Here is a 16,275-nt window from a genome sequence, read left to right on the forward strand (position 1 = left end):
TAAAGTCGGGCTAGACCGTTCAGGAAAAAACAGGTGAAAAGGCTATACGCTGCAGGACTGCCGTTGTAAAATAGAAAGACTGAATGAAATTGGAGAACAGGTATGCAAGCAAGCGAGAAGATTTTAGAATTTAAGCAGGTTGCCTTATCATTTGGAGAGACAGAGGTCTTGAAGAACATTGATTTATCACTAGATTCCGGGCAGTTTTATACCCTTTTAGGACCCTCTGGTTCTGGTAAATCAACCATCTTGAAGTTGATTTCTGGCCAATTACAGCCTTCAGCCGGGCAAGTGGTTTTTGACGGCAAAGTCATTAATGACCTCCCTGCTGAAAAGCGCCGGGTGAACACTGTTTTCCAAAACTACTCCCTTTTTCCAAACATGAACGTCTACGATAACGTGGCCTTCGGACCCCGTTTGAAGAAGATGGCGGAGCCTTTAATTGAAGAAAAGGTCAAAGAAATGCTTTCACTCGTGAAGCTTTCCGGCTATGAAAATCGTGACATCAATGAACTTTCTGGTGGCCAACAGCAGCGTGTGGCAATTGCGCGCGCATTGGCCAACGATCCAGAGCTGCTTTTGCTCGATGAGCCTTTGTCAGCCCTGGATTACAAGTTACGGAAGGTCCTGCAGACTGAATTGCGGACAATTCAACGCCGTCTTGGAATTACCTTTGTCTTCGTTACCCACGATCAGGAAGAGGCCTTGGCGATGTCTGACTGGATTTTTGTCATGAATGATGGGGTCATCCAGCAGCAGGGGACGCCGGAAGATATTTACGATGAACCGGTTAACAACTTCGTTGCCAACTTTATCGGGGAATCAAACATCGTGCCAGGTATCATGAAGTCTGATTACCTTGTCCACTTCGTTGGCAAGGACTTCGAAAACGTTGACGCCGGTATGCGTCCGAACGAACAGGTCGAAGTCGTTTTGCGTCCGGAAGACTTGGACTTCACTACGCCTGAAGAAGGAAAGTTGGTCGTGACCATCAAGAACCAGTCCTTCCGTGGTGATTACTACGAAATTATGGCCCAAGATGATGATTTGAACATGTGGCAGGTGCAGGTAACGAACCCTGCTGAAATCGGCGAACGGGTTGGCCTGACTTTTGACCCTGAAGACATTCACATCATGCGCTATGACGAGTCCGAAGAAGAATTCGATGCTCGCTTGGAAGCCTACGAAGAGGACGAAGCTGAAGCAGCCGGTTCGGGGGAGAATGCTCATGAATCGGATTAAGAAACGCTATACGGAAGCCTACTTGGGTATCTACGGACTTTGGCTATTGGCCTTTGTTGTGGCCCCAATGCTCTTGCTGCTGATCCAGTCTGTGAATGTGCCGGGGCAGGGTTTCTCACTGTCGAATTACCGGGACTTTTTCACGTCGGGCCCATACTTGGCCATGACGGTGAACTCCGTCTGGTACGCCTTTTTGATTACCTTGGTCACGTTAGCCATTGCCTATCCGCTTGCGCTGGTCTTGACGACCTTGAAGCACCGACAACTTTGGTTGCTTTTGGTGATTTTGCCAACCTGGATTAACTTGCTCTTGAAGACATACGCATTCATTGGGCTGCTCGGCAAAGGCGGTCTCTTAAATCAGGCGATTACGGGCATGGGCTTTGGCCCTAGCCAGTTGCTCTTTACCAACGGGGCCTTCTTGCTGGTAGCAGCGTACATCGAGCTGCCATTCATGGTACTACCAATCTATAACGCTTTGCTTGATATCGATCCGCTCTTGCCAGCCGCATCACGCGATTTGGGTGCCAGTCGTTTTCAAACGCTGAAGCAGGTCATCTGGCCGCTTTCAATGCCCGGGGTAAAAACTGGTGTTCAAACCGTCTTTATCCCCAGCCTTTCACTCTTTATGATTACCCGTCTGATTGGTGGTAATAAAGTCATTACGCTGGGAACGGCCATTGAGGAACATTTCTTAGTCACCCAGAACTGGTCATTCGGTTCGACAATCGGTGTTGTCCTTATTATTGCCATGGCCCTGACCATGGCTCTCACAACGGATCGAAAGAAGAAAGGAGGTCGCCGCAAATGAAAATTATTCAACGCTGCTGGTTGACCTTCTGTTTCTTCCTTTTGTACGCACCCATTCTCTTTTTGGTTGTCTACTCCTTTAATTCGGGGGAGACGATGCAGACATTTGAAGGCTTCTCTTGGGCCCACTACCAGGAACTTTGGCAGGATACCCGTTTGCTACAGATTGTTCTAGGGACTCTGGTCTTGGCCTTGAGCTCATCCTTGATTGCCACAGCCATTGGGACAATCGGTGCCCTAGCCATTTACCGGACGCCACGTAAGTTAGTCAAGCAGTCCTTGCTCGGATTGAACAACGTTTTGCTTGTGTCGCCAGATGTTATCATTGGGGCATCCTTCTTGATCTTGATGACAGCCTTAGGACTGAAGTTGGGCTTCTTTACCGTTTTGCTTGCCCACGTCGCCTTTTCAATTCCGATTGTGGTCTTGATGGTGCTGCCTAAGTTGCAGGAAATGAACCATGACTTGGTTTTGGCTGCTCAGGACTTGGGCGCCACGCCCACGGAAGTGCTGACGAAAGTTACGCTACCTGTTATTTCACCGGGAATCCTTGCTGGCTTTTTCATGGCCTTGACCTATTCCTTGGATGACTTCGCCGTGACTTTCTTCGTGACGGGGAATGGCTTCTCGACATTAGCGGTTGAAGTTTACTCGCGTGCTCGTCGCGGTGTTTCACTCGAAATCAACGCGCTATCAACGCTGATGCTTTTTGTAGCCTTCATCCTAGTACTGGGCTACTATGTCTATGGCCAGCGTAAGAAGGGGCAGAAGCCTAGTAAGTTAAAGGAGAAAGTTAAATGAAAAAAATTCTGATGACTTTTTCCGGTGTCTTTCTATTGATTTTGGTTTTGCTTGGGCTGCAATGGGGACTTTCGGCCTCTCGCAATCAGGACAATTCATCCAGCAAGGACACCTTAACCTTCTATAATTGGGGGGACTACATTGACCCAAGTATCTTGAAGGACTTCACCAAGGAAACTGGCTACAAAGTCAATTACCAAACCTTTGATTCCAACGAGGCTATGTACACCAAGATTAAGCAGGGTGGAACCAACTTTGATTTGGCTGTGCCTTCTGAATACATGGTGTCTAAGTTGAAAGAAGCGGGACTGTTGGCCAAACTCGACAAGAGTCAGCTGACGGGGATGAATAATCTCAACTCGCAGTTCATGAATCAGTCCTTTGATAAGGGGAACCAGTATTCCGTGCCCTACTTCTGGGGAACGCTTGGTATTCTCTATAATAAGAAAGTCGTGAACGGTTCGGACCTGAAGGACTGGTCCTCGATTTGGTCAAGTAAGTACCGCCACCAGTTGCTCTTGGTTGACTCTGCTCGTGATGTCTTGGGACTGACTTTGATATCACAAGGCAAGTCGGTTAATGATCAGAACGCAGCGGACCTGGCAGCGGCACAGGGAAAGTTATCTTCTTTGATGCCAAACGTGAAGGCGATTGTTGGGGATGAGTTAAAACTCTACATGGCTCAAGGGGAAGGTAACATTGCCGTTACTTATTCCGGTGAAGCTAAGAATGCCATGGAGAAAAACTCGGACCTGGCCTATGTGGTACCAGAAGATGGTTCCAACCTCTGGTTAGATAATTTAGTTATTCCAAAGTCTGCCAAGCACAAGAAGGCAGCCTACGCTTTGATTAACTACTTGAACCGTCCGGAAGTGGCAGCAAAGAATGCTGAATACATTGGCTATGCCACACCAAACCAGAAGGCCTATCAGTTACTCCCTAAGTCGGTGAAGTCTGACCAAGCTTTCTATCCTAAGCAAAGTATTTTGGATAAGTTGCAGGTTTACCAAAACTTCAACCAATATTGGACACAAAAATACAATGATGCCTTTTTGGAGTTTAAGTTGGGGAAGTAGTGAAAAGATTTGAAGCAAATTATGATAAAATATCATCATAAATCAGTAAAAACTCTTGCTAGAAATTAATCGAAAATTTAATAGAAAATACTGAAAAACCCTTGTATATCAAGGGTTTTTCTGCTATTATATTCAAGTACGCCTTTTGGGGTTGCCGATGCAAACCCCCTAAAAAGACTGGTGTATCAACGTTTAGCGATGATGATTAAGGTTGCGACACGCGCGGCCGCGTTGCCATGGGCGCGCAAACACAACATGTGTTGTCGGTTTTTGATCGGAGTTAGCTGATTTACAAAATCAACGAGGAGGCAGAAAATGGCACAAAAGAAGATCCGTATCCGCTTGAAGGCATACGAACACCGCATCTTGGACCAATCAGCGGACAAGATTGTTGAAACGGCAAAGCGGACTGGCGCAGAAATCGCCGGCCCAATTCCATTGCCAACTGAACGCTCTTTGTACACGGTGCTTAGCTCACCACACAAGTACAAGGATGCCCGCGAACAGTTCGAAATGCGGACACACAAGCGTTTGGTCGACATTGTGAACCCTACTGACAAGACAGTTGACGCATTGCGTAAGCTTGAATTGCCAGCAGGTGTTGCAATTGAAATCAAGCTCTAATTAAGTACCATCCCGCTGAGCATAAGCTTAGCGACGAAATGAAGGAGATAAGTCATGACTAAAGGTATCTTAGGCCGTAAAGTCGGTATGACTCAGGTTTTCACTGAATCTGGTGAATTGATCGCCGTGACTGCTGTTGAAGCTACACCAAACGTTGTTTTGCAAGTAAAGACGCAAGCAACTGATGGTTACAACGCTTTGCAGTTAGGTTACCAAGACAAGCGCGAGATTTTGTCAAACAAACCTGAACAAGGCCACGTTGCAAAAGCCAACACAGCCCCTAAGCGCTACATTCGTGAAATCCGTGATGCGGAAGGCGAATACGGTGTTGGGGATGCAATTGCTGTTGACACTTTCCAAGCCGGTGAATATGTTGATGTTACCGGTGTTACTAAGGGACACGGTTTCCAAGGTGCAATCAAGAAGCTTGGACAATCACGTGGACCTATGAGCCACGGTTCTCGTTACCACCGTCGCCCAGGTTCAATGGGTGCCATCATTAACCGTGTATTCCCAGGTAAGCTTTTGCCTGGTCGCATGGGTAACAACAAGCGTACGATGCAAAACATTGCCATCGTGCACGTTGACGTTGAAAACAACCTCTTGTTGTTGAAGGGAAATGTTCCTGGTGCCAACAAGTCATTGTTGACAATCAAGTCAACTGTTAAGACAAACGCAAATCACCCTGAAATCAAGATGGCCGGTTCAAAGCCAGCTGCTGATTCAGAAGAAAACTAAACTAATAGAAAGGAGAACAATCAATCATGACTAAAGTTGCTGTATTAAAGCAAGACGGTTCAAAGGCTGCTGATTTGGATTTGAACGAAGCAGTATTCGCCGTAGAACCTAACAACGCTGTGATTACGGAAGCCGTATTGATGCAACGTGCTTCAATGCGTCAAGGTACGCACGCCGTTAAGAACCGTTCAGCGGTTTCTGGTGGTGGACGTAAGCCTTGGAAGCAAAAGGGTACTGGTCGCGCTCGTCAGGGTTCAATCCGTGCACCTCAATGGCGTGGTGGTGGAATCGTCTTCGGTCCTACTCCTCGTTCATACGCTTACCGTATTAACAAGAAGGCCTACAACTTGGCCTTGAAGTCAGCTTTGTCACAAAAGCTTTCTGACAACAAGTTGGTTGTAGTTGACGCTTTGGCCTTTTCAGAAGCTAAGACAAAGGACTTCAAGCAAGTTCTTGCTAACTTGGCTGTTGACTCAAAGGCTTTGGTAATCGTTGACGAAAACAACGAAAACGCATTGCGCGCTGCTCGTAACTTGGCTAACGTTCAAGTTATGACTGCTGCAGGCGTTAACGTCTTGGACGTGGTTAACGCGGACAAGCTGGTGGTTGTTCAATCAGCGATCGAAGAAATCCAAGGAGGTCTCGCCTAATGGATGCACGCGATATTATCCGTCGCCCAATCATTACCGAAGCTTCAATGGCGCAAACAGAAATGAAGCGCTATGTCTTTGAAGTAGACGTACGGGCAACTAAGCCAGAAATCAAGCGAGCAATCGAAGAAGTCTTCGACGTAAAGGTTGCTAACTTGAACACCGCTAACGTAAGCGGAAAGAAGAAGCGTCAAGGTCGCTATGTTGGATTCACTCGTAAGATGAAGAAGGCTACAGTTACTTTGAAGGCTGACTCAAAAGATATTCAAATCTTTAACGAAGGTTAATTTTAATAGGAGGATAAGACATTGGCTATCAAGAAGTATAAGCCAACCTCAAACGGACGTCGTAACATGACTTCTTCTGATTTCTCTGAAATCACGAAGTCAACGCCCGAAAAGAGTTTGTTGGCAAAGAAGTCAAAGACCGGTGCACGTAACTCACAAGGTCATATGACAGTTCGCCACAAGGCTGGTGGACACAAGCAAGCCTACCGTATTGTCGATTTCAAGCGTGTTAAGGACACTAAGTCTGCAACAGTTAAGGCTATCGAATACGATCCAAACCGTACGGCTAACATTGCTTTGATCGTCTATGAAGACGGAATCAAGAGCTATATCTTGGCGCCTAAGGGATTGAAGGTTGGCGATAAAGTTCAATCTGGTCCTGATGCCGATATTAAGATCGGTAATGCCTTGCCATTGAGCGCTATTCCTGAAGGTACTTTGATTCACAACATCGAATTGAAGCCTGGTAAGGGTGGTCAATTGGCACGTTCAGCCGGTGCATCAGCACAGGTTTTGGGACGTGACGGTAAGTACGTTATCGTTCGTTTGACTTCAGGTGAAGTACGTTTGGTTATCGAAACTGCACGTGCAACTATCGGTGAAGTTGGAAACGCAGAACACTCATTGATTAACTGGGGTAAGGCTGGTCGTAACCGTTGGCGTGGAAAGCGCCCACACGTTCGTGGATCAGTTATGAACCCTAACGATCACCCTCACGGTGGTGGTGAAGGAAAGGCCCCTGTTGGTCGTCCAAGTCCACTTTCTCCATGGGGTAAGAAGACTGCTGGTAAGAAGACTCGTAACGCGAAGAAGGCTTCAACGAAGTTCATTATTCGTGGTCGTAAGAAGAGTAAGTAAGGGAAAGGAGATAACTAATGGCTCGTAGTTTGAAAAAGGGACCATTTGCGGACCCACACTTGCTTAAGAAGATCGAGGCCCAAGCGGACCAAGAAAAGAAGTCAGTGATCAAGACATGGTCACGTCGTTCAACGATTTTCCCAAGTTTTATCGGGTACACAATCGCAGTTTATGATGGACGTAAGCACGTTCCTGTTTATGTTCAAGATGACATGGTTGGTCACAAGTTGGGCGAATTTGTTCCAACACGTACTTTCCGTGGACACAAAGTAGACGATAAGAAGACTAAGTAAGGAGGAAATGCAAAATGGCTGAACAAGTAACATCAGCTCGGGCGACTGCCAAGATCGTTCGCGTTGCCCCTCGTAAGGCGCGCTTAGTTCTTGATACGATTCGTCGTAAGAATGTAAACGAAGCCTTTGCAATCCTAAAGTTCTTGCCAAATACTTCAACTGAAGATATTTACAAGGTATTGAACTCAGCAGTTGCAAACGCAGAAAACAACTTTTCACTTGACCGTGAAGATTTGATTGTTAAGGAAGCATTCGCAAACGAAGGACCTACGCTTAAGCGTTTCCGTCCACGTGCGAAGGGATCTGCTTCTGCAATTAACAAGCGCACAAGCCACATTACTATTGTGGTAGCTGAGAAGGAGGAAAAGTAATGGGTCAAAAGATTAACCCTACTGGCTTCCGTGTCGGCGTCATCCGTGATTGGGATGCAAAGTGGTTTGCTAACAAGGCAGACTTCTCAAACCAACTTCTCGAAGACTTGCGTATTCGTAAGTACATCGAAGAAAACTTGACGGATGCTTCAGTTGACCGTGTTGAAATTGAACGTTCAACGAAGTCACGTATCGATTTGACTTTGCACACTGCCAAGCCAGGAATGGTAATTGGTAAGGGTGGCTCAGAAGTTGAAAAGCTACGTACTCAATTAGCTAAGTTGACTGATGTCGATGCACGTGGCCGTCACAAGCGCGTATTCATCAACATCGTTGAAATCAAGAAGCCTGACTTGTCAGCTCACCTTGTGGGTCTACAAGTTGCAGGTGATTTGGAACGTCGTGTTGCCTTCCGTCGTGCAATGCGTGGTGCTATTCAACGCGCCCGCCGTGCCGGTGCTAAGGGAATCAAGATTGTTGTTTCAGGTCGTTTGAACGGGGCAGATATGTCACGTATCGAACAGTACACTGAAGGAACTGTTCCACTCCACACACTCCGTGCCGACATTGATTACTCATGGGACGAAGCAGCTACTGCTTACGGTAACTTGGGTATCAAGACTTGGATCTACCGCGGTGATGTGTTGCCAAAGAAGAAGAACAAGTAAGGAGGGAAGCAAACATGTTAGTACCAAAGCGTGTTAAATTCCGTCGTGTACACCGTGGCCACATGCGTGGTGAAGCAAAGGGTGGAAAGACGGTTGCCTTCGGTGACTACGGCTTGCAAGCAACAACTTCAAGCTGGATCACTAACCGGCAAATCGAAGCTGCCCGTATTGCAATGACCCGTTATATGAAGCGTGGTGGTAAGGTCTGGATCAAGATTTTCCCACACAAGTCATATACATCTAAGGGTGTTGGTGTTCGAATGGGTAACGGTAAGGGTGCACCTGAAGGATGGGTTGCCCCAGTTAAGCGTGGTAAGGTAATGTTCGAAGTAGGTGGCGTTGATAAGCCAGTTGCTGTTGAAGCATTGCGTCTTGCCTCACACAAGTTGCCTGTACGTACGAAGATTATTGCTCGGGAGGCTGAATAATGACTAAAGCAAACGAATTAAAGGCTTTGTCACTTGCGGATTTGCAAAAGCGCGAAGCCGAATTCAAGGAAGAATTGTTCAACCTTCGTTTCCAATTGGCTACTGGTCAATTAGAAAACACGGCCCGTATTTCAAAAGTTCGTAAGGACATTGCACGTGTGAAGACTGTCATTCGTGCACAACAGTTGGCAGAAGCCAACAAATAAGACGAAAGGAAGAAGCTGAAAAATGAGTGAAGAACGTAACGCTCGTAAGGTCTACCGTGGCCGTGTCGTTTCCGACAAGATGGAAAAGACAATTACTGTTGCTGTTGACACTTACGTCAACCACCCAGTTTATGGTAAGCGAGTTCGCTATACGAAGAAGTTCAAGGCCCATGATGAAAAGAATGTTGCCAAGCAAGGTGACATCGTCCAAATCATGGAAACTCGTCCTTTGTCTGCAACGAAGCACTTCCGTTTGGTTAAGGTCATTGAAGAGGCCGTTATCCTTTAATCTTAGGATTAACCAATCGTCGTAAATTATTGCTAACAAGGAGGATGAACCATGATTCAACAAGAGAGTCGTTTGAAAGTGGCTGATAACTCTGGCGCACGTGAAATCTTGACGATTAAAGTGCTCGGTGGTTCTGGCCGTAAGGTTGCTGGCATCGGTGACATGATTGTTGCTACTGTTAAGCAAGCTATCCCTGGTGGTACAGTAAAGAAGGGTGACGTCGTTAAGGCTGTCATCGTACGAACTGTTTCTGACGTACGTCGTACTGACGGTTCATACATCAACTTCGATGAAAACGCTGCTGTTATCGTAAAGGATGACAAGTCACCAGTTGGTACGCGTATCTTTGGCCCTGTTGCACGTGAATTGCGTGACAACAACTACACGCGTATCGTTTCATTGGCACCAGAAGTGCTCTAATACTGACAAGGAGGAGCCAATCATGTTTGTAAAAACAGGTGATAAGGTTCGCGTCATTGCTGGTAAGGACAAGGGTAAGGAAGGAACAGTTACAAAGACTGTTGCTGCCAAGAACCGTGTCGTTGTCGAAGGCGTAAACCTCGTTAAGAAGCATCAAAAGCCTTCTAACGAATACCCACAGGGTGGTGTTATCGATACTGAAGCACCTATCCATGCATCAAACGTGCAAGTACTTGACCCTTCAACTAACGAACCAACTAAGGTTGGATTCAAGTTTGAAGACGGCAAGAAGGTACGTTTTGCCAAGAAGTCTGGCAACAAGCTAGGCTAATTAAGCTAACCATTTGAAAGGTAGAAATCATTATCATGGCAAATGAATTAAAAGTAAAATATGTTAATGAAGTTCAACCTGCTTTAATCAAGAAGTTTAACTTCACATCATCAATGCAAGCACCTAAGATCGAAAAGATCGTTTTGAACATGGGTGTTGGTGATGCTGTGTCAAACTCAAAGAACCTCGATGAAGCGGTTGAAGAATTGAAGCAAATCGCTGGACAACAACCAGTGATTACGCGAGCAAAGAAGTCAATCGCCGGATTCCGTTTGCGTGAAGGTATGGCAATCGGTGCGAAGGTTACTTTGCGCGGAGAACGTATGTACGAATTCTTGGACAAGTTGATTAACATCTCTTTGCCACGTGTTCGTGACTTCCACGGTGTTTCTGGTAAGGCCTTTGACGGCCGCGGAAACTACACGTTGGGTATCCGTGAACAGTTGATTTTCCCAGAAATCGACTTTGACAAGGTGAACAAGGTTCGCGGTTTGGACATCGTTATTGTAACGACTGCACAAACTGATGAAGAAGGTCACGAATTGTTGGCTCAACTTGGCATGCCATTTGCTAAGTAAGACAACGATTTAAGGACGGCCACTCGTTTGAGTGGCACGTTCTTAAGTCCAGTAGACTTCGGTCTGCTTGACTTAAGAGCGTAACAATTGTTGCTACGTTCAAAATATATAAGGAGGATATCGATAGATGTCTATGACTGATCCAATTGCTGATTTTTTGACTCGTATTCGTAACGCCAACTTGGCGCGTCACGCTTCCGTTTCAATTCCAGCATCAAAAATGAAGAAGAGCATGGCTGAGATCTTGAAGCAAGAAGGTTTCATCCGCGACTACGAATTCGTTGAAGACAACAAGCAAGGTGTTATCAACGTATTCTTGAAGTACGGGGAAGATCAACAGCGTGTTATCACTGGTATCAAGCGTGTTTCTAAGCCAGGTTTGCGTAAGTACGCTAAGGCCGAAGAAATGCCAAAGGTTTTGAATGGCCTTGGTATCGCGATTGTTTCAACATCAATGGGTGTTGTAACTGACAAAGTCGCACGCGCTAACCAAGTTGGTGGCGAAGTGCTGGCTTACGTTTGGTAATATATCTAAGAAAGGAGACTTACCATGAGCCGTATTGGTAATAAAGTAGTTACGATTCCTGCTGGCGTTGAAGTTAAGCAGGACGGACAACACGTCACGGTTAAGGGACCTAAGGGAGAATTGTCATACACAATCAACCCTGAAATCACTATGCACATGGACGGAACTGAAGTTCGTTTCACTCGTGCAGCCGAAGACAAGAAGCACCGTGCTTTGCACGGTACAACCACAGCTAACTTCCTCAACTTGATTGAAGGAGTTACAAATGGTTTCTCAAAGACTTTGAAGATGGTCGGTGTTGGTTACCGTGCCGCTAAGAAGGGTTCAGTATTGAACTTGTCAGTTGGATATTCACACCCAGTTGACTTTGAAGACCGCGAAGGTTTGACTGTTGAAGTACCTGATGCTTTGACTATCAAGATCTCTGGAATTTCTAAGCAAGCCGTTGGTGACTTTGCTGCCGAAGTTCGCGCCGTACGCCCTCCTGAACCATATAAGGGTAAGGGAATTCGCTACGAAGGCGAAGTTGTTAAGCGTAAGGAAGGTAAGACTGGTAAGTAAGCTTAAGGCTCACTTATTCGTTTTAACCGTATTAATTAATTATTATTTTGAAAAGGCGACTAAGGTCGCCTAGAAAAGGAAAGCACAGCTATGATTTCAAAACCAGATAAGAACAAGCTCCGTGCACGTCGCCACAAGCGCGTCCGCGGAAAGGTCTCTGGTACTGCTGCTCGCCCACGTTTGAACGTTTTCCGTTCTAATGTAAACATCTACGCTCAATTGATTGATGACGTAGCGGGTGTAACGCTAGCAAGTGCCTCATCACAATCTGCCGATGTTACCGGTACTAAGGTTGAACAAGCCGTTAAGGTTGGTGAATTGATCGCCAAGAACGCTAAGGCTGCTAACATCGAAGAAGTTGTCTTCGATCGTGGTGGTTACGTATATCACGGACGTGTGAAGGCTTTGGCCGACTCAGCTCGTGAAAACGGCTTGAAGTTCTAAAGAAAGGAGGAATAAACAAATGGTTGAATTCGTAAACCCTAAAGAATTAGGTGAATTAGAAGAAAACGTTGTCGCAATTAACCGTGTTACCAAGGTTGTTAAGGGTGGACGTCGTTTGCGTTTCGGTGCTTTGGTTGTCGTTGGTGACAAGCAAGGACACGTTGGTTTCGGAACTGGTAAGGCACAAGAAGTGCCAGAAGCTATCCGTAAGGCTGTCGAAGATGCAAAGCGCAACTTGATCACAGTCCCAATGGTTGGTACGACTATTCCTCACGATGTTCTTGGAGAACACGCAGGTGGTAAGATTTTGATCAAGCCAGCTGAAGAAGGTGCCGGGGTTGCCGCCGGTGGTTCTACTCGTTCCGTAATGGAATTGGCTGGAATCGCTGATGTGACTGCTAAGTCACTTGGTTCATCAACTCCAGTTAACGTTGTCCGTGCAACTTTTGATGGTTTGTCAAAGTTGAAGGATGCTAACGACGTTGCAAAGTTACGTGGTGTTTCATTGGAACACTTGGCTGAATAAGGAGCGATAACATGGCTGATTTGAAGATCACTTTGATTAAGAGTGCGGCTCATCGCTTGCCTAAGCAACGTGCCATTGTTAAGTCACTTGGACTTAACCGTGTGTCAAGCTCAGTGGTGAAGCCTGATAACGCAGCAACACGTGGTGCAATTTTCCATATTGCTCACTTGGTTTCTGTTGAAGAAGTAAAGTAAAAAAAATAAAAAAAGGAGGGACCAAACCATGGATTTGAACGAATTACAACCTGCTGCAGGCTCACGCTTTGTACGCAACCGTGTTGGTCGTGGTACATCATCTGGAAATGGTAAGACTGCTGGTCGTGGTCAAAAGGGTCAAAAGGCTCGTGGTAAGACACGTCTTGGCTTCGAAGGTGGACAGATGCCTTTGTACCGTCGTATTCCAAAGCGTGGATTTACTAACATTTCACGTAAGGAATTCGCTGTTGTTAACTTGGAAAAGTTGAACAACTTCGATAACGGTACTGAAGTGACACCAGCATTGTTGATTGAATCTGGTCTCGTTAAGAACCAAAAAGATGGTGTTAAGATCTTGGGTAACGGACAACTTGACAAGAAGTTGACTGTTAAGGCTAACAAGTTCTCAGCATCTGCCGTAAAGGCAATCGAACAAGCTGGTGGTAACACCGAGGTGATTTAATGTTTCGCACGTTATTTAATGCCATCCGACAAAAAGATATTCGCAAAAAGTTGCTCTGGACTGTGTTCTTAATCTTCGTTTATCGAATTGGAACACATATCACGGTGCCAGGTGTTAACGCTGCTGCTTTGCAGTCAGTGGCTAACTCTGGTCTCTTGAACATCTTAAATATCTTCTCGGGTGGGGGATTGTTGAACTTCTCCCTCTTTGCGATGGGAGTGTCACCCTATGTTACTGCGCAAATTGTTGTGCAGTTGCTGCAATTAGATATCGTGCCACGTTTTGTCGAATGGAGTAAACAAGGTGAAGTTGGTCGACGGAAGCTTAATCAAGCAACCCGTTATTTGACCATTATCTTTGCCTTTTTGCAATCTGTTGGTATTACAGCAGGTTTCAACTCCTTAGCCGCCTATGGCTTGGTCCAGCAGACCAATAACGTGACCTCCTTCTTATTGATTGGGTCGGTCATGACAATGGGTACTTTCTTTGCCATGTGGCTCGGTGAAATGATTACTGAAAAGGGATTGGGAAACGGCGTTTCCATGATTATCTTCTCAGGAATTATTTCTCAGGCTCCTAGTTCATTTAAGGAAATCTTTAATGAAAACGTTTTGCAGGCTTCAAAGTCTCAAACGTTGAATGGTTGGATTTTCGTCACTGTTTTGATTTTGGCAATTATTCTCGTTATCGGGATTACGACTTGGTTCTACGAAGCATCTCGTAAGTTGCAAATTCAATACACACGTTCCGCTGCATCTTATGGATCAGAGGCCTATCTACCATTGAAGTTGAACGTTTCTGGTGTTATTCCAGTTATCTTCGCTTCATCATTGATTTCAACACCACAAACAATTTTGTTTGCCTTCCAGAGTAAGTATGGAAATGATCAGTGGTTTAAGGTATTGAAGGAAATCTTCTCAATGCAGACGACGACCGGAGCTATCTTCTACACGGTAATGATCATTCTCTTTACCTACTTCTATGCCTTTGTTCAGGTTAATCCAGAAAAGCTTTCTGAAAACTTGCAAAAGCAGGGAGCATACATCGTGTCAGTTCGACCTGGTATCGAAACACAGAAGTTCATTACGAGGCTTTTGCTTCGTTTGTCCTTCGTAGGTTCTTTGTACCTTGGCTTTGTTGCCTTGGTACCATTGATTGCCTCCGATGTATGGGGATTGAACGAAAAGATTGGGCTTGGAGGAACATCCTTGCTAATCACAATTGGAGTTACCCTTGATTTGCTCCGTCAAATTGATGGTTTGCTACAAAAGAAGAACTACGTTGGATTCATCCACTAGTTTGAAAAAGGAGTCTCATCATGACAAAAAACTTAATTCTTTTGGGCCTGCCTGGTGCAGGTAAGGGAACACAAGCTGAAAAGATTGTTGCCGATTATCCGATGGTTCACATCTCAACCGGTGACATCTTCCGCGCTAACCTCCGTGATAAGACAGCATTGGGCGAAAAGGCCCGTGCTTTCATGGACGCTGGAAACTTGGTACCCGATGAAATCACAAACGCCATGGTTGCAGATCGTTTGACTCAACCAGACGTTGTGAAGAACGGCTTTATGCTGGACGGGTATCCCCGAAACGAAGAACAAGCGAAGTTCTTGGATCAATTCCTTGCTGAGCATGAAGAAGCGGTTTCCGCTACTTTGTACTTCAAGGTTTCAGACGATGTATTGGTTCAACGACTCTTGGGTCGTGGACGTGCAGATGACACGAAAGATGTTATCGCACATCGCTTGGAAGTCAACAAGAAAGCAAACTTACCTTTGGTTGACTACTATGAAAAGCACAATGTCTTGCATACCATTGACGGTGAAGGCGACTTGGATACAATCTATTCAAACGTTAAGACTGTCTTGGATGGCTTGAACTAAGGCTTTCTTGTCAGCTATTGATAATTCTGGTATAATTTGATAGGTTAAGCACTTATCGATTATGTTGAAGTATGGTTACATAGGAGGTAATCTGCGTGGCCAACGATGTCATTGAAATTGAAGGCAAAGTCAAAGAGACGATGCCAAACGCAATGTTTCAAGTCGAACTTGAAAACGGGGCGGTAATCTTGGCGCATGTTTCCGGTAAGATTCGTAAGAACTACATTCGTATCTTGCCTGGTGACCGCGTCACAGTTGAAATGTCACCCTACGACTTGACAAAGGGTCGTATTACTTACCGTTTCCGTTAATTCGGAGCGGTCTATAATCAGTTAACCGAATAGGAGGAATAGATTATGAAGGTACGTCCATCAGTAAAAAAGATGTGTGAATCTTGTCGCGTAATCAAGCGTAACGGCCGGACAATGGTTATTTGCCCAGCTAACGCTAAGCACAAGCAACGCGCAGGTAAGTAAAACTTACCAAACATTAATTAATGCTTGAAAATGAACTTAAAAGTTCTTTCAAAATATCAAAAGGAGGTAAATTGTTATGGCTCGTATTGAAGGTATCGATTTGCCACGTGACAAGCGAATTGTCATTGGCTTAACATACATCTACGGAATCGGTGCAAACACTGCACAAAAGATCTTGAAGACGGCCGGTGTGTCAGAAGACATCCGTGTTCGCGATTTGTCAGTTGATGACGAAGACAAGATCCGTGAAGCAATCGCTTCATTGAACTTGCAGTTGGAAGGTGACTTGCGTCGTAAGATTTCTCTTGACATCAAGGGATTGCAAGAAATCGCCTCATACCGTGGTATTCGTCATCGTAAGGGATTGCCTGTTCGTGGACAACACACGAAGAACAACGCCCGTACACGCAAAGGCCCAGCTACGGCAATTGCAGGTAAGAAGAAGTAATTTTTCTTACCATCTCTTTACTAAAAAAGCGGCTTAAGCCATTTTTTAAAAGAGCCTCACTTTCGTGAGAAATGATTATCAC

The 16,275-nt window shown here is 45.5% G+C and carries 29 protein-coding genes; all 29 read left to right on the forward strand.

Annotation, left to right across the window (positions count from 1 at the left end):
- The first annotated feature begins 102 nt into the window (after positions 1 to 102).
- The 29 genes from H7198_RS02510 (at position 103) to rpsM (ending at position 16,193) form a co-directional block, all read left to right on the forward strand.
- Positions 103 to 1,242, forward strand: coding sequence for an ABC transporter ATP-binding protein (locus H7198_RS02510; protein WP_274458232.1), 1,140 nt, complete (start codon positions 103 to 105; stop codon positions 1,240 to 1,242).
- Complete coding sequence (locus H7198_RS02515) at positions 1,229 to 2,053, forward strand: ABC transporter permease (RefSeq protein WP_274458233.1); 825 nt, start codon at positions 1,229 to 1,231, stop codon at positions 2,051 to 2,053. The genes H7198_RS02510 and H7198_RS02515 overlap by 14 nt, the downstream gene beginning before the upstream one ends.
- On the forward strand, positions 2,050 to 2,853 hold the full coding sequence (locus H7198_RS02520; RefSeq protein ID WP_274458234.1) for an ABC transporter permease: 804 nt from the start codon (positions 2,050 to 2,052) through the stop codon (positions 2,851 to 2,853). Before H7198_RS02515 ends, H7198_RS02520 begins: the two co-directional genes overlap by 4 nt.
- On the forward strand, positions 2,850 to 3,929 hold the full coding sequence (locus H7198_RS02525) for an ABC transporter substrate-binding protein (RefSeq protein ID WP_274458235.1): 1,080 nt from the start codon (positions 2,850 to 2,852) through the stop codon (positions 3,927 to 3,929). The genes H7198_RS02520 and H7198_RS02525 overlap by 4 nt, the downstream gene beginning before the upstream one ends.
- A gap of 315 nt (positions 3,930 to 4,244) precedes the next feature.
- Positions 4,245 to 4,553: a 30S ribosomal protein S10 gene (rpsJ, locus tag H7198_RS02530; RefSeq protein WP_010691177.1), complete on the forward strand. Its 309-nt coding sequence runs from the start codon at positions 4,245 to 4,247 to the stop codon at positions 4,551 to 4,553.
- 54 nt (positions 4,554 to 4,607) lie between these two features.
- A complete protein-coding gene (rplC, locus tag H7198_RS02535) occupies positions 4,608 to 5,291 on the forward strand; it encodes a 50S ribosomal protein L3 (RefSeq protein ID WP_091502475.1) in 684 nt (227 codons plus the stop codon).
- 26 nt (positions 5,292 to 5,317) lie between these two features.
- Entirely contained in the window at positions 5,318 to 5,941 is a 624-nt protein-coding gene (gene rplD, locus H7198_RS02540; protein ID WP_274458236.1) for a 50S ribosomal protein L4, read from the forward strand.
- Positions 5,941 to 6,228: a 50S ribosomal protein L23 gene (rplW, locus tag H7198_RS02545; RefSeq protein WP_091502479.1), complete on the forward strand. Its 288-nt coding sequence runs from the start codon at positions 5,941 to 5,943 to the stop codon at positions 6,226 to 6,228. The genes rplD and rplW overlap by 1 nt, the downstream gene beginning before the upstream one ends.
- A 21-nt stretch (positions 6,229 to 6,249) precedes the next feature.
- Entirely contained in the window at positions 6,250 to 7,086 is an 837-nt protein-coding gene (gene rplB, locus H7198_RS02550; protein ID WP_091502480.1) for a 50S ribosomal protein L2, read from the forward strand.
- A 17-nt stretch (positions 7,087 to 7,103) separates the two neighbouring features.
- Positions 7,104 to 7,379 (forward strand): 30S ribosomal protein S19, encoded by a 276-nt coding sequence (gene rpsS, locus H7198_RS02555; RefSeq protein WP_091502482.1) that lies wholly within the window; start codon positions 7,104 to 7,106, stop codon positions 7,377 to 7,379.
- A 14-nt stretch (positions 7,380 to 7,393) separates the two neighbouring features.
- On the forward strand, positions 7,394 to 7,750 hold the full coding sequence (gene rplV / locus H7198_RS02560) for a 50S ribosomal protein L22 (RefSeq protein WP_010691186.1): 357 nt from the start codon (positions 7,394 to 7,396) through the stop codon (positions 7,748 to 7,750).
- Positions 7,750 to 8,418 (forward strand): 30S ribosomal protein S3, encoded by a 669-nt coding sequence (rpsC, locus tag H7198_RS02565; protein WP_091502485.1) that lies wholly within the window; start codon positions 7,750 to 7,752, stop codon positions 8,416 to 8,418. Before rplV ends, rpsC begins: the two co-directional genes overlap by 1 nt.
- A 14-nt stretch (positions 8,419 to 8,432) precedes the next feature.
- Positions 8,433 to 8,846 (forward strand): 50S ribosomal protein L16, encoded by a 414-nt coding sequence (rplP, locus tag H7198_RS02570; RefSeq protein WP_091502487.1) that lies wholly within the window; start codon positions 8,433 to 8,435, stop codon positions 8,844 to 8,846.
- The gene (rpmC, locus tag H7198_RS02575) at positions 8,846 to 9,052 is read left to right on the forward strand and encodes a 50S ribosomal protein L29 (RefSeq protein ID WP_047975019.1); all 207 of its coding nucleotides are present in this window, start codon (positions 8,846 to 8,848) and stop codon (positions 9,050 to 9,052) included. The genes rplP and rpmC overlap by 1 nt, the downstream gene beginning before the upstream one ends.
- 22 nt (positions 9,053 to 9,074) lie before the next feature.
- Complete coding sequence (gene rpsQ, locus H7198_RS02580; RefSeq protein WP_010691191.1) at positions 9,075 to 9,341, forward strand: 30S ribosomal protein S17; 267 nt, start codon at positions 9,075 to 9,077, stop codon at positions 9,339 to 9,341.
- A 51-nt stretch (positions 9,342 to 9,392) separates the two neighbouring features.
- On the forward strand, positions 9,393 to 9,761 hold the full coding sequence (gene rplN / locus H7198_RS02585; RefSeq protein ID WP_010691192.1) for a 50S ribosomal protein L14: 369 nt from the start codon (positions 9,393 to 9,395) through the stop codon (positions 9,759 to 9,761).
- Positions 9,762 to 9,783: 22 nt separating this feature from the next.
- Entirely contained in the window at positions 9,784 to 10,092 is a 309-nt protein-coding gene (gene rplX / locus H7198_RS02590) for a 50S ribosomal protein L24 (protein ID WP_091502489.1), read from the forward strand.
- A 35-nt stretch (positions 10,093 to 10,127) separates the two neighbouring features.
- Complete coding sequence (rplE, locus tag H7198_RS02595; protein ID WP_091502491.1) at positions 10,128 to 10,670, forward strand: 50S ribosomal protein L5; 543 nt, start codon at positions 10,128 to 10,130, stop codon at positions 10,668 to 10,670.
- Positions 10,671 to 10,797: 127 nt separating this feature from the next.
- The gene (gene rpsH / locus H7198_RS02600; RefSeq protein ID WP_091502493.1) at positions 10,798 to 11,196 is read left to right on the forward strand and encodes a 30S ribosomal protein S8; all 399 of its coding nucleotides are present in this window, start codon (positions 10,798 to 10,800) and stop codon (positions 11,194 to 11,196) included.
- Between the two features lie 24 nt (positions 11,197 to 11,220).
- Positions 11,221 to 11,757 carry a 50S ribosomal protein L6 gene (rplF, locus tag H7198_RS02605; protein ID WP_274458238.1) on the forward strand — a complete coding sequence of 179 codons (537 nt, stop codon included), beginning with the start codon at positions 11,221 to 11,223 and terminating at the stop codon, positions 11,755 to 11,757.
- 90 nt (positions 11,758 to 11,847) lie between these two features.
- Positions 11,848 to 12,201 carry a 50S ribosomal protein L18 gene (gene rplR / locus H7198_RS02610; protein WP_010691198.1) on the forward strand — a complete coding sequence of 118 codons (354 nt, stop codon included), beginning with the start codon at positions 11,848 to 11,850 and terminating at the stop codon, positions 12,199 to 12,201.
- Between the two features lie 19 nt (positions 12,202 to 12,220).
- Positions 12,221 to 12,727 carry a 30S ribosomal protein S5 gene (gene rpsE / locus H7198_RS02615; protein ID WP_091502497.1) on the forward strand — a complete coding sequence of 169 codons (507 nt, stop codon included), beginning with the start codon at positions 12,221 to 12,223 and terminating at the stop codon, positions 12,725 to 12,727.
- 11 nt (positions 12,728 to 12,738) lie between these two features.
- The gene (gene rpmD, locus H7198_RS02620) at positions 12,739 to 12,921 is read left to right on the forward strand and encodes a 50S ribosomal protein L30 (protein ID WP_091502498.1); all 183 of its coding nucleotides are present in this window, start codon (positions 12,739 to 12,741) and stop codon (positions 12,919 to 12,921) included.
- 28 nt (positions 12,922 to 12,949) lie between these two features.
- On the forward strand, positions 12,950 to 13,384 hold the full coding sequence (rplO, locus tag H7198_RS02625; RefSeq protein WP_274458239.1) for a 50S ribosomal protein L15: 435 nt from the start codon (positions 12,950 to 12,952) through the stop codon (positions 13,382 to 13,384).
- A complete protein-coding gene (gene secY, locus H7198_RS02630; protein ID WP_274458240.1) occupies positions 13,384 to 14,682 on the forward strand; it encodes a preprotein translocase subunit SecY in 1,299 nt (432 codons plus the stop codon). Before rplO ends, secY begins: the two co-directional genes overlap by 1 nt.
- 20 nt (positions 14,683 to 14,702) lie before the next feature.
- Entirely contained in the window at positions 14,703 to 15,269 is a 567-nt protein-coding gene (locus H7198_RS02635; RefSeq protein WP_091502505.1) for an adenylate kinase, read from the forward strand.
- Between the two features lie 95 nt (positions 15,270 to 15,364).
- Positions 15,365 to 15,580 (forward strand): translation initiation factor IF-1, encoded by a 216-nt coding sequence (gene infA / locus H7198_RS02640; RefSeq protein WP_010691205.1) that lies wholly within the window; start codon positions 15,365 to 15,367, stop codon positions 15,578 to 15,580.
- Between the two features lie 45 nt (positions 15,581 to 15,625).
- Entirely contained in the window at positions 15,626 to 15,745 is a 120-nt protein-coding gene (gene rpmJ / locus H7198_RS02645; protein WP_010691209.1) for a 50S ribosomal protein L36, read from the forward strand.
- A gap of 76 nt (positions 15,746 to 15,821) precedes the next feature.
- Entirely contained in the window at positions 15,822 to 16,193 is a 372-nt protein-coding gene (rpsM, locus tag H7198_RS02650; protein ID WP_091502507.1) for a 30S ribosomal protein S13, read from the forward strand.
- Positions 16,194 to 16,275: the final 82 nt, after the last annotated feature.

This window comes from Fructobacillus sp. CRL 2054, from assembly GCF_028764065.1.
Classification (GTDB): domain Bacteria; phylum Bacillota; class Bacilli; order Lactobacillales; family Lactobacillaceae; genus Fructobacillus.

Bases quoted from the DNA above. Each gene is read 5' to 3' on its own strand.
- H7198_RS02510 (WP_274458232.1), top strand. From the start codon at position 103: ATGCAAGCAAGCGAGAAGATTTTAGAATTTAAGCAGGTTGCCTTATCA.
- H7198_RS02515 (WP_274458233.1), top strand. From the start codon at position 1,229: ATGAATCGGATTAAGAAACGCTATACGGAAGCCTACTTGGGTATCTAC.
- H7198_RS02520 (WP_274458234.1), top strand. From the start codon at position 2,050: ATGAAAATTATTCAACGCTGCTGGTTGACCTTCTGTTTCTTCCTTTTG.
- H7198_RS02525 (WP_274458235.1), top strand. From the start codon at position 2,850: ATGAAAAAAATTCTGATGACTTTTTCCGGTGTCTTTCTATTGATTTTG.
- rpsJ (WP_010691177.1), top strand. From the start codon at position 4,245: ATGGCACAAAAGAAGATCCGTATCCGCTTGAAGGCATACGAACACCGC.
- rplC (WP_091502475.1), top strand. From the start codon at position 4,608: ATGACTAAAGGTATCTTAGGCCGTAAAGTCGGTATGACTCAGGTTTTC.
- rplD (WP_274458236.1), top strand. From the start codon at position 5,318: ATGACTAAAGTTGCTGTATTAAAGCAAGACGGTTCAAAGGCTGCTGAT.
- rplW (WP_091502479.1), top strand. From the start codon at position 5,941: ATGGATGCACGCGATATTATCCGTCGCCCAATCATTACCGAAGCTTCA.
- rpsS (WP_091502482.1), top strand. From the start codon at position 7,104: ATGGCTCGTAGTTTGAAAAAGGGACCATTTGCGGACCCACACTTGCTT.
- rplV (WP_010691186.1), top strand. From the start codon at position 7,394: ATGGCTGAACAAGTAACATCAGCTCGGGCGACTGCCAAGATCGTTCGC.
- rpsC (WP_091502485.1), top strand. From the start codon at position 7,750: ATGGGTCAAAAGATTAACCCTACTGGCTTCCGTGTCGGCGTCATCCGT.
- rplP (WP_091502487.1), top strand. From the start codon at position 8,433: ATGTTAGTACCAAAGCGTGTTAAATTCCGTCGTGTACACCGTGGCCAC.
- rpmC (WP_047975019.1), top strand. From the start codon at position 8,846: ATGACTAAAGCAAACGAATTAAAGGCTTTGTCACTTGCGGATTTGCAA.
- rpsQ (WP_010691191.1), top strand. From the start codon at position 9,075: ATGAGTGAAGAACGTAACGCTCGTAAGGTCTACCGTGGCCGTGTCGTT.
- rplN (WP_010691192.1), top strand. From the start codon at position 9,393: ATGATTCAACAAGAGAGTCGTTTGAAAGTGGCTGATAACTCTGGCGCA.
- rplX (WP_091502489.1), top strand. From the start codon at position 9,784: ATGTTTGTAAAAACAGGTGATAAGGTTCGCGTCATTGCTGGTAAGGAC.
- rplE (WP_091502491.1), top strand. From the start codon at position 10,128: ATGGCAAATGAATTAAAAGTAAAATATGTTAATGAAGTTCAACCTGCT.
- rpsH (WP_091502493.1), top strand. From the start codon at position 10,798: ATGTCTATGACTGATCCAATTGCTGATTTTTTGACTCGTATTCGTAAC.
- rplF (WP_274458238.1), top strand. From the start codon at position 11,221: ATGAGCCGTATTGGTAATAAAGTAGTTACGATTCCTGCTGGCGTTGAA.
- rplR (WP_010691198.1), top strand. From the start codon at position 11,848: ATGATTTCAAAACCAGATAAGAACAAGCTCCGTGCACGTCGCCACAAG.
- rpsE (WP_091502497.1), top strand. From the start codon at position 12,221: ATGGTTGAATTCGTAAACCCTAAAGAATTAGGTGAATTAGAAGAAAAC.
- rpmD (WP_091502498.1), top strand. From the start codon at position 12,739: ATGGCTGATTTGAAGATCACTTTGATTAAGAGTGCGGCTCATCGCTTG.
- rplO (WP_274458239.1), top strand. From the start codon at position 12,950: ATGGATTTGAACGAATTACAACCTGCTGCAGGCTCACGCTTTGTACGC.
- secY (WP_274458240.1), top strand. From the start codon at position 13,384: ATGTTTCGCACGTTATTTAATGCCATCCGACAAAAAGATATTCGCAAA.
- H7198_RS02635 (WP_091502505.1), top strand. From the start codon at position 14,703: ATGACAAAAAACTTAATTCTTTTGGGCCTGCCTGGTGCAGGTAAGGGA.
- rpmJ (WP_010691209.1), top strand. From the start codon at position 15,626: ATGAAGGTACGTCCATCAGTAAAAAAGATGTGTGAATCTTGTCGCGTA.
- rpsM (WP_091502507.1), top strand. From the start codon at position 15,822: ATGGCTCGTATTGAAGGTATCGATTTGCCACGTGACAAGCGAATTGTC.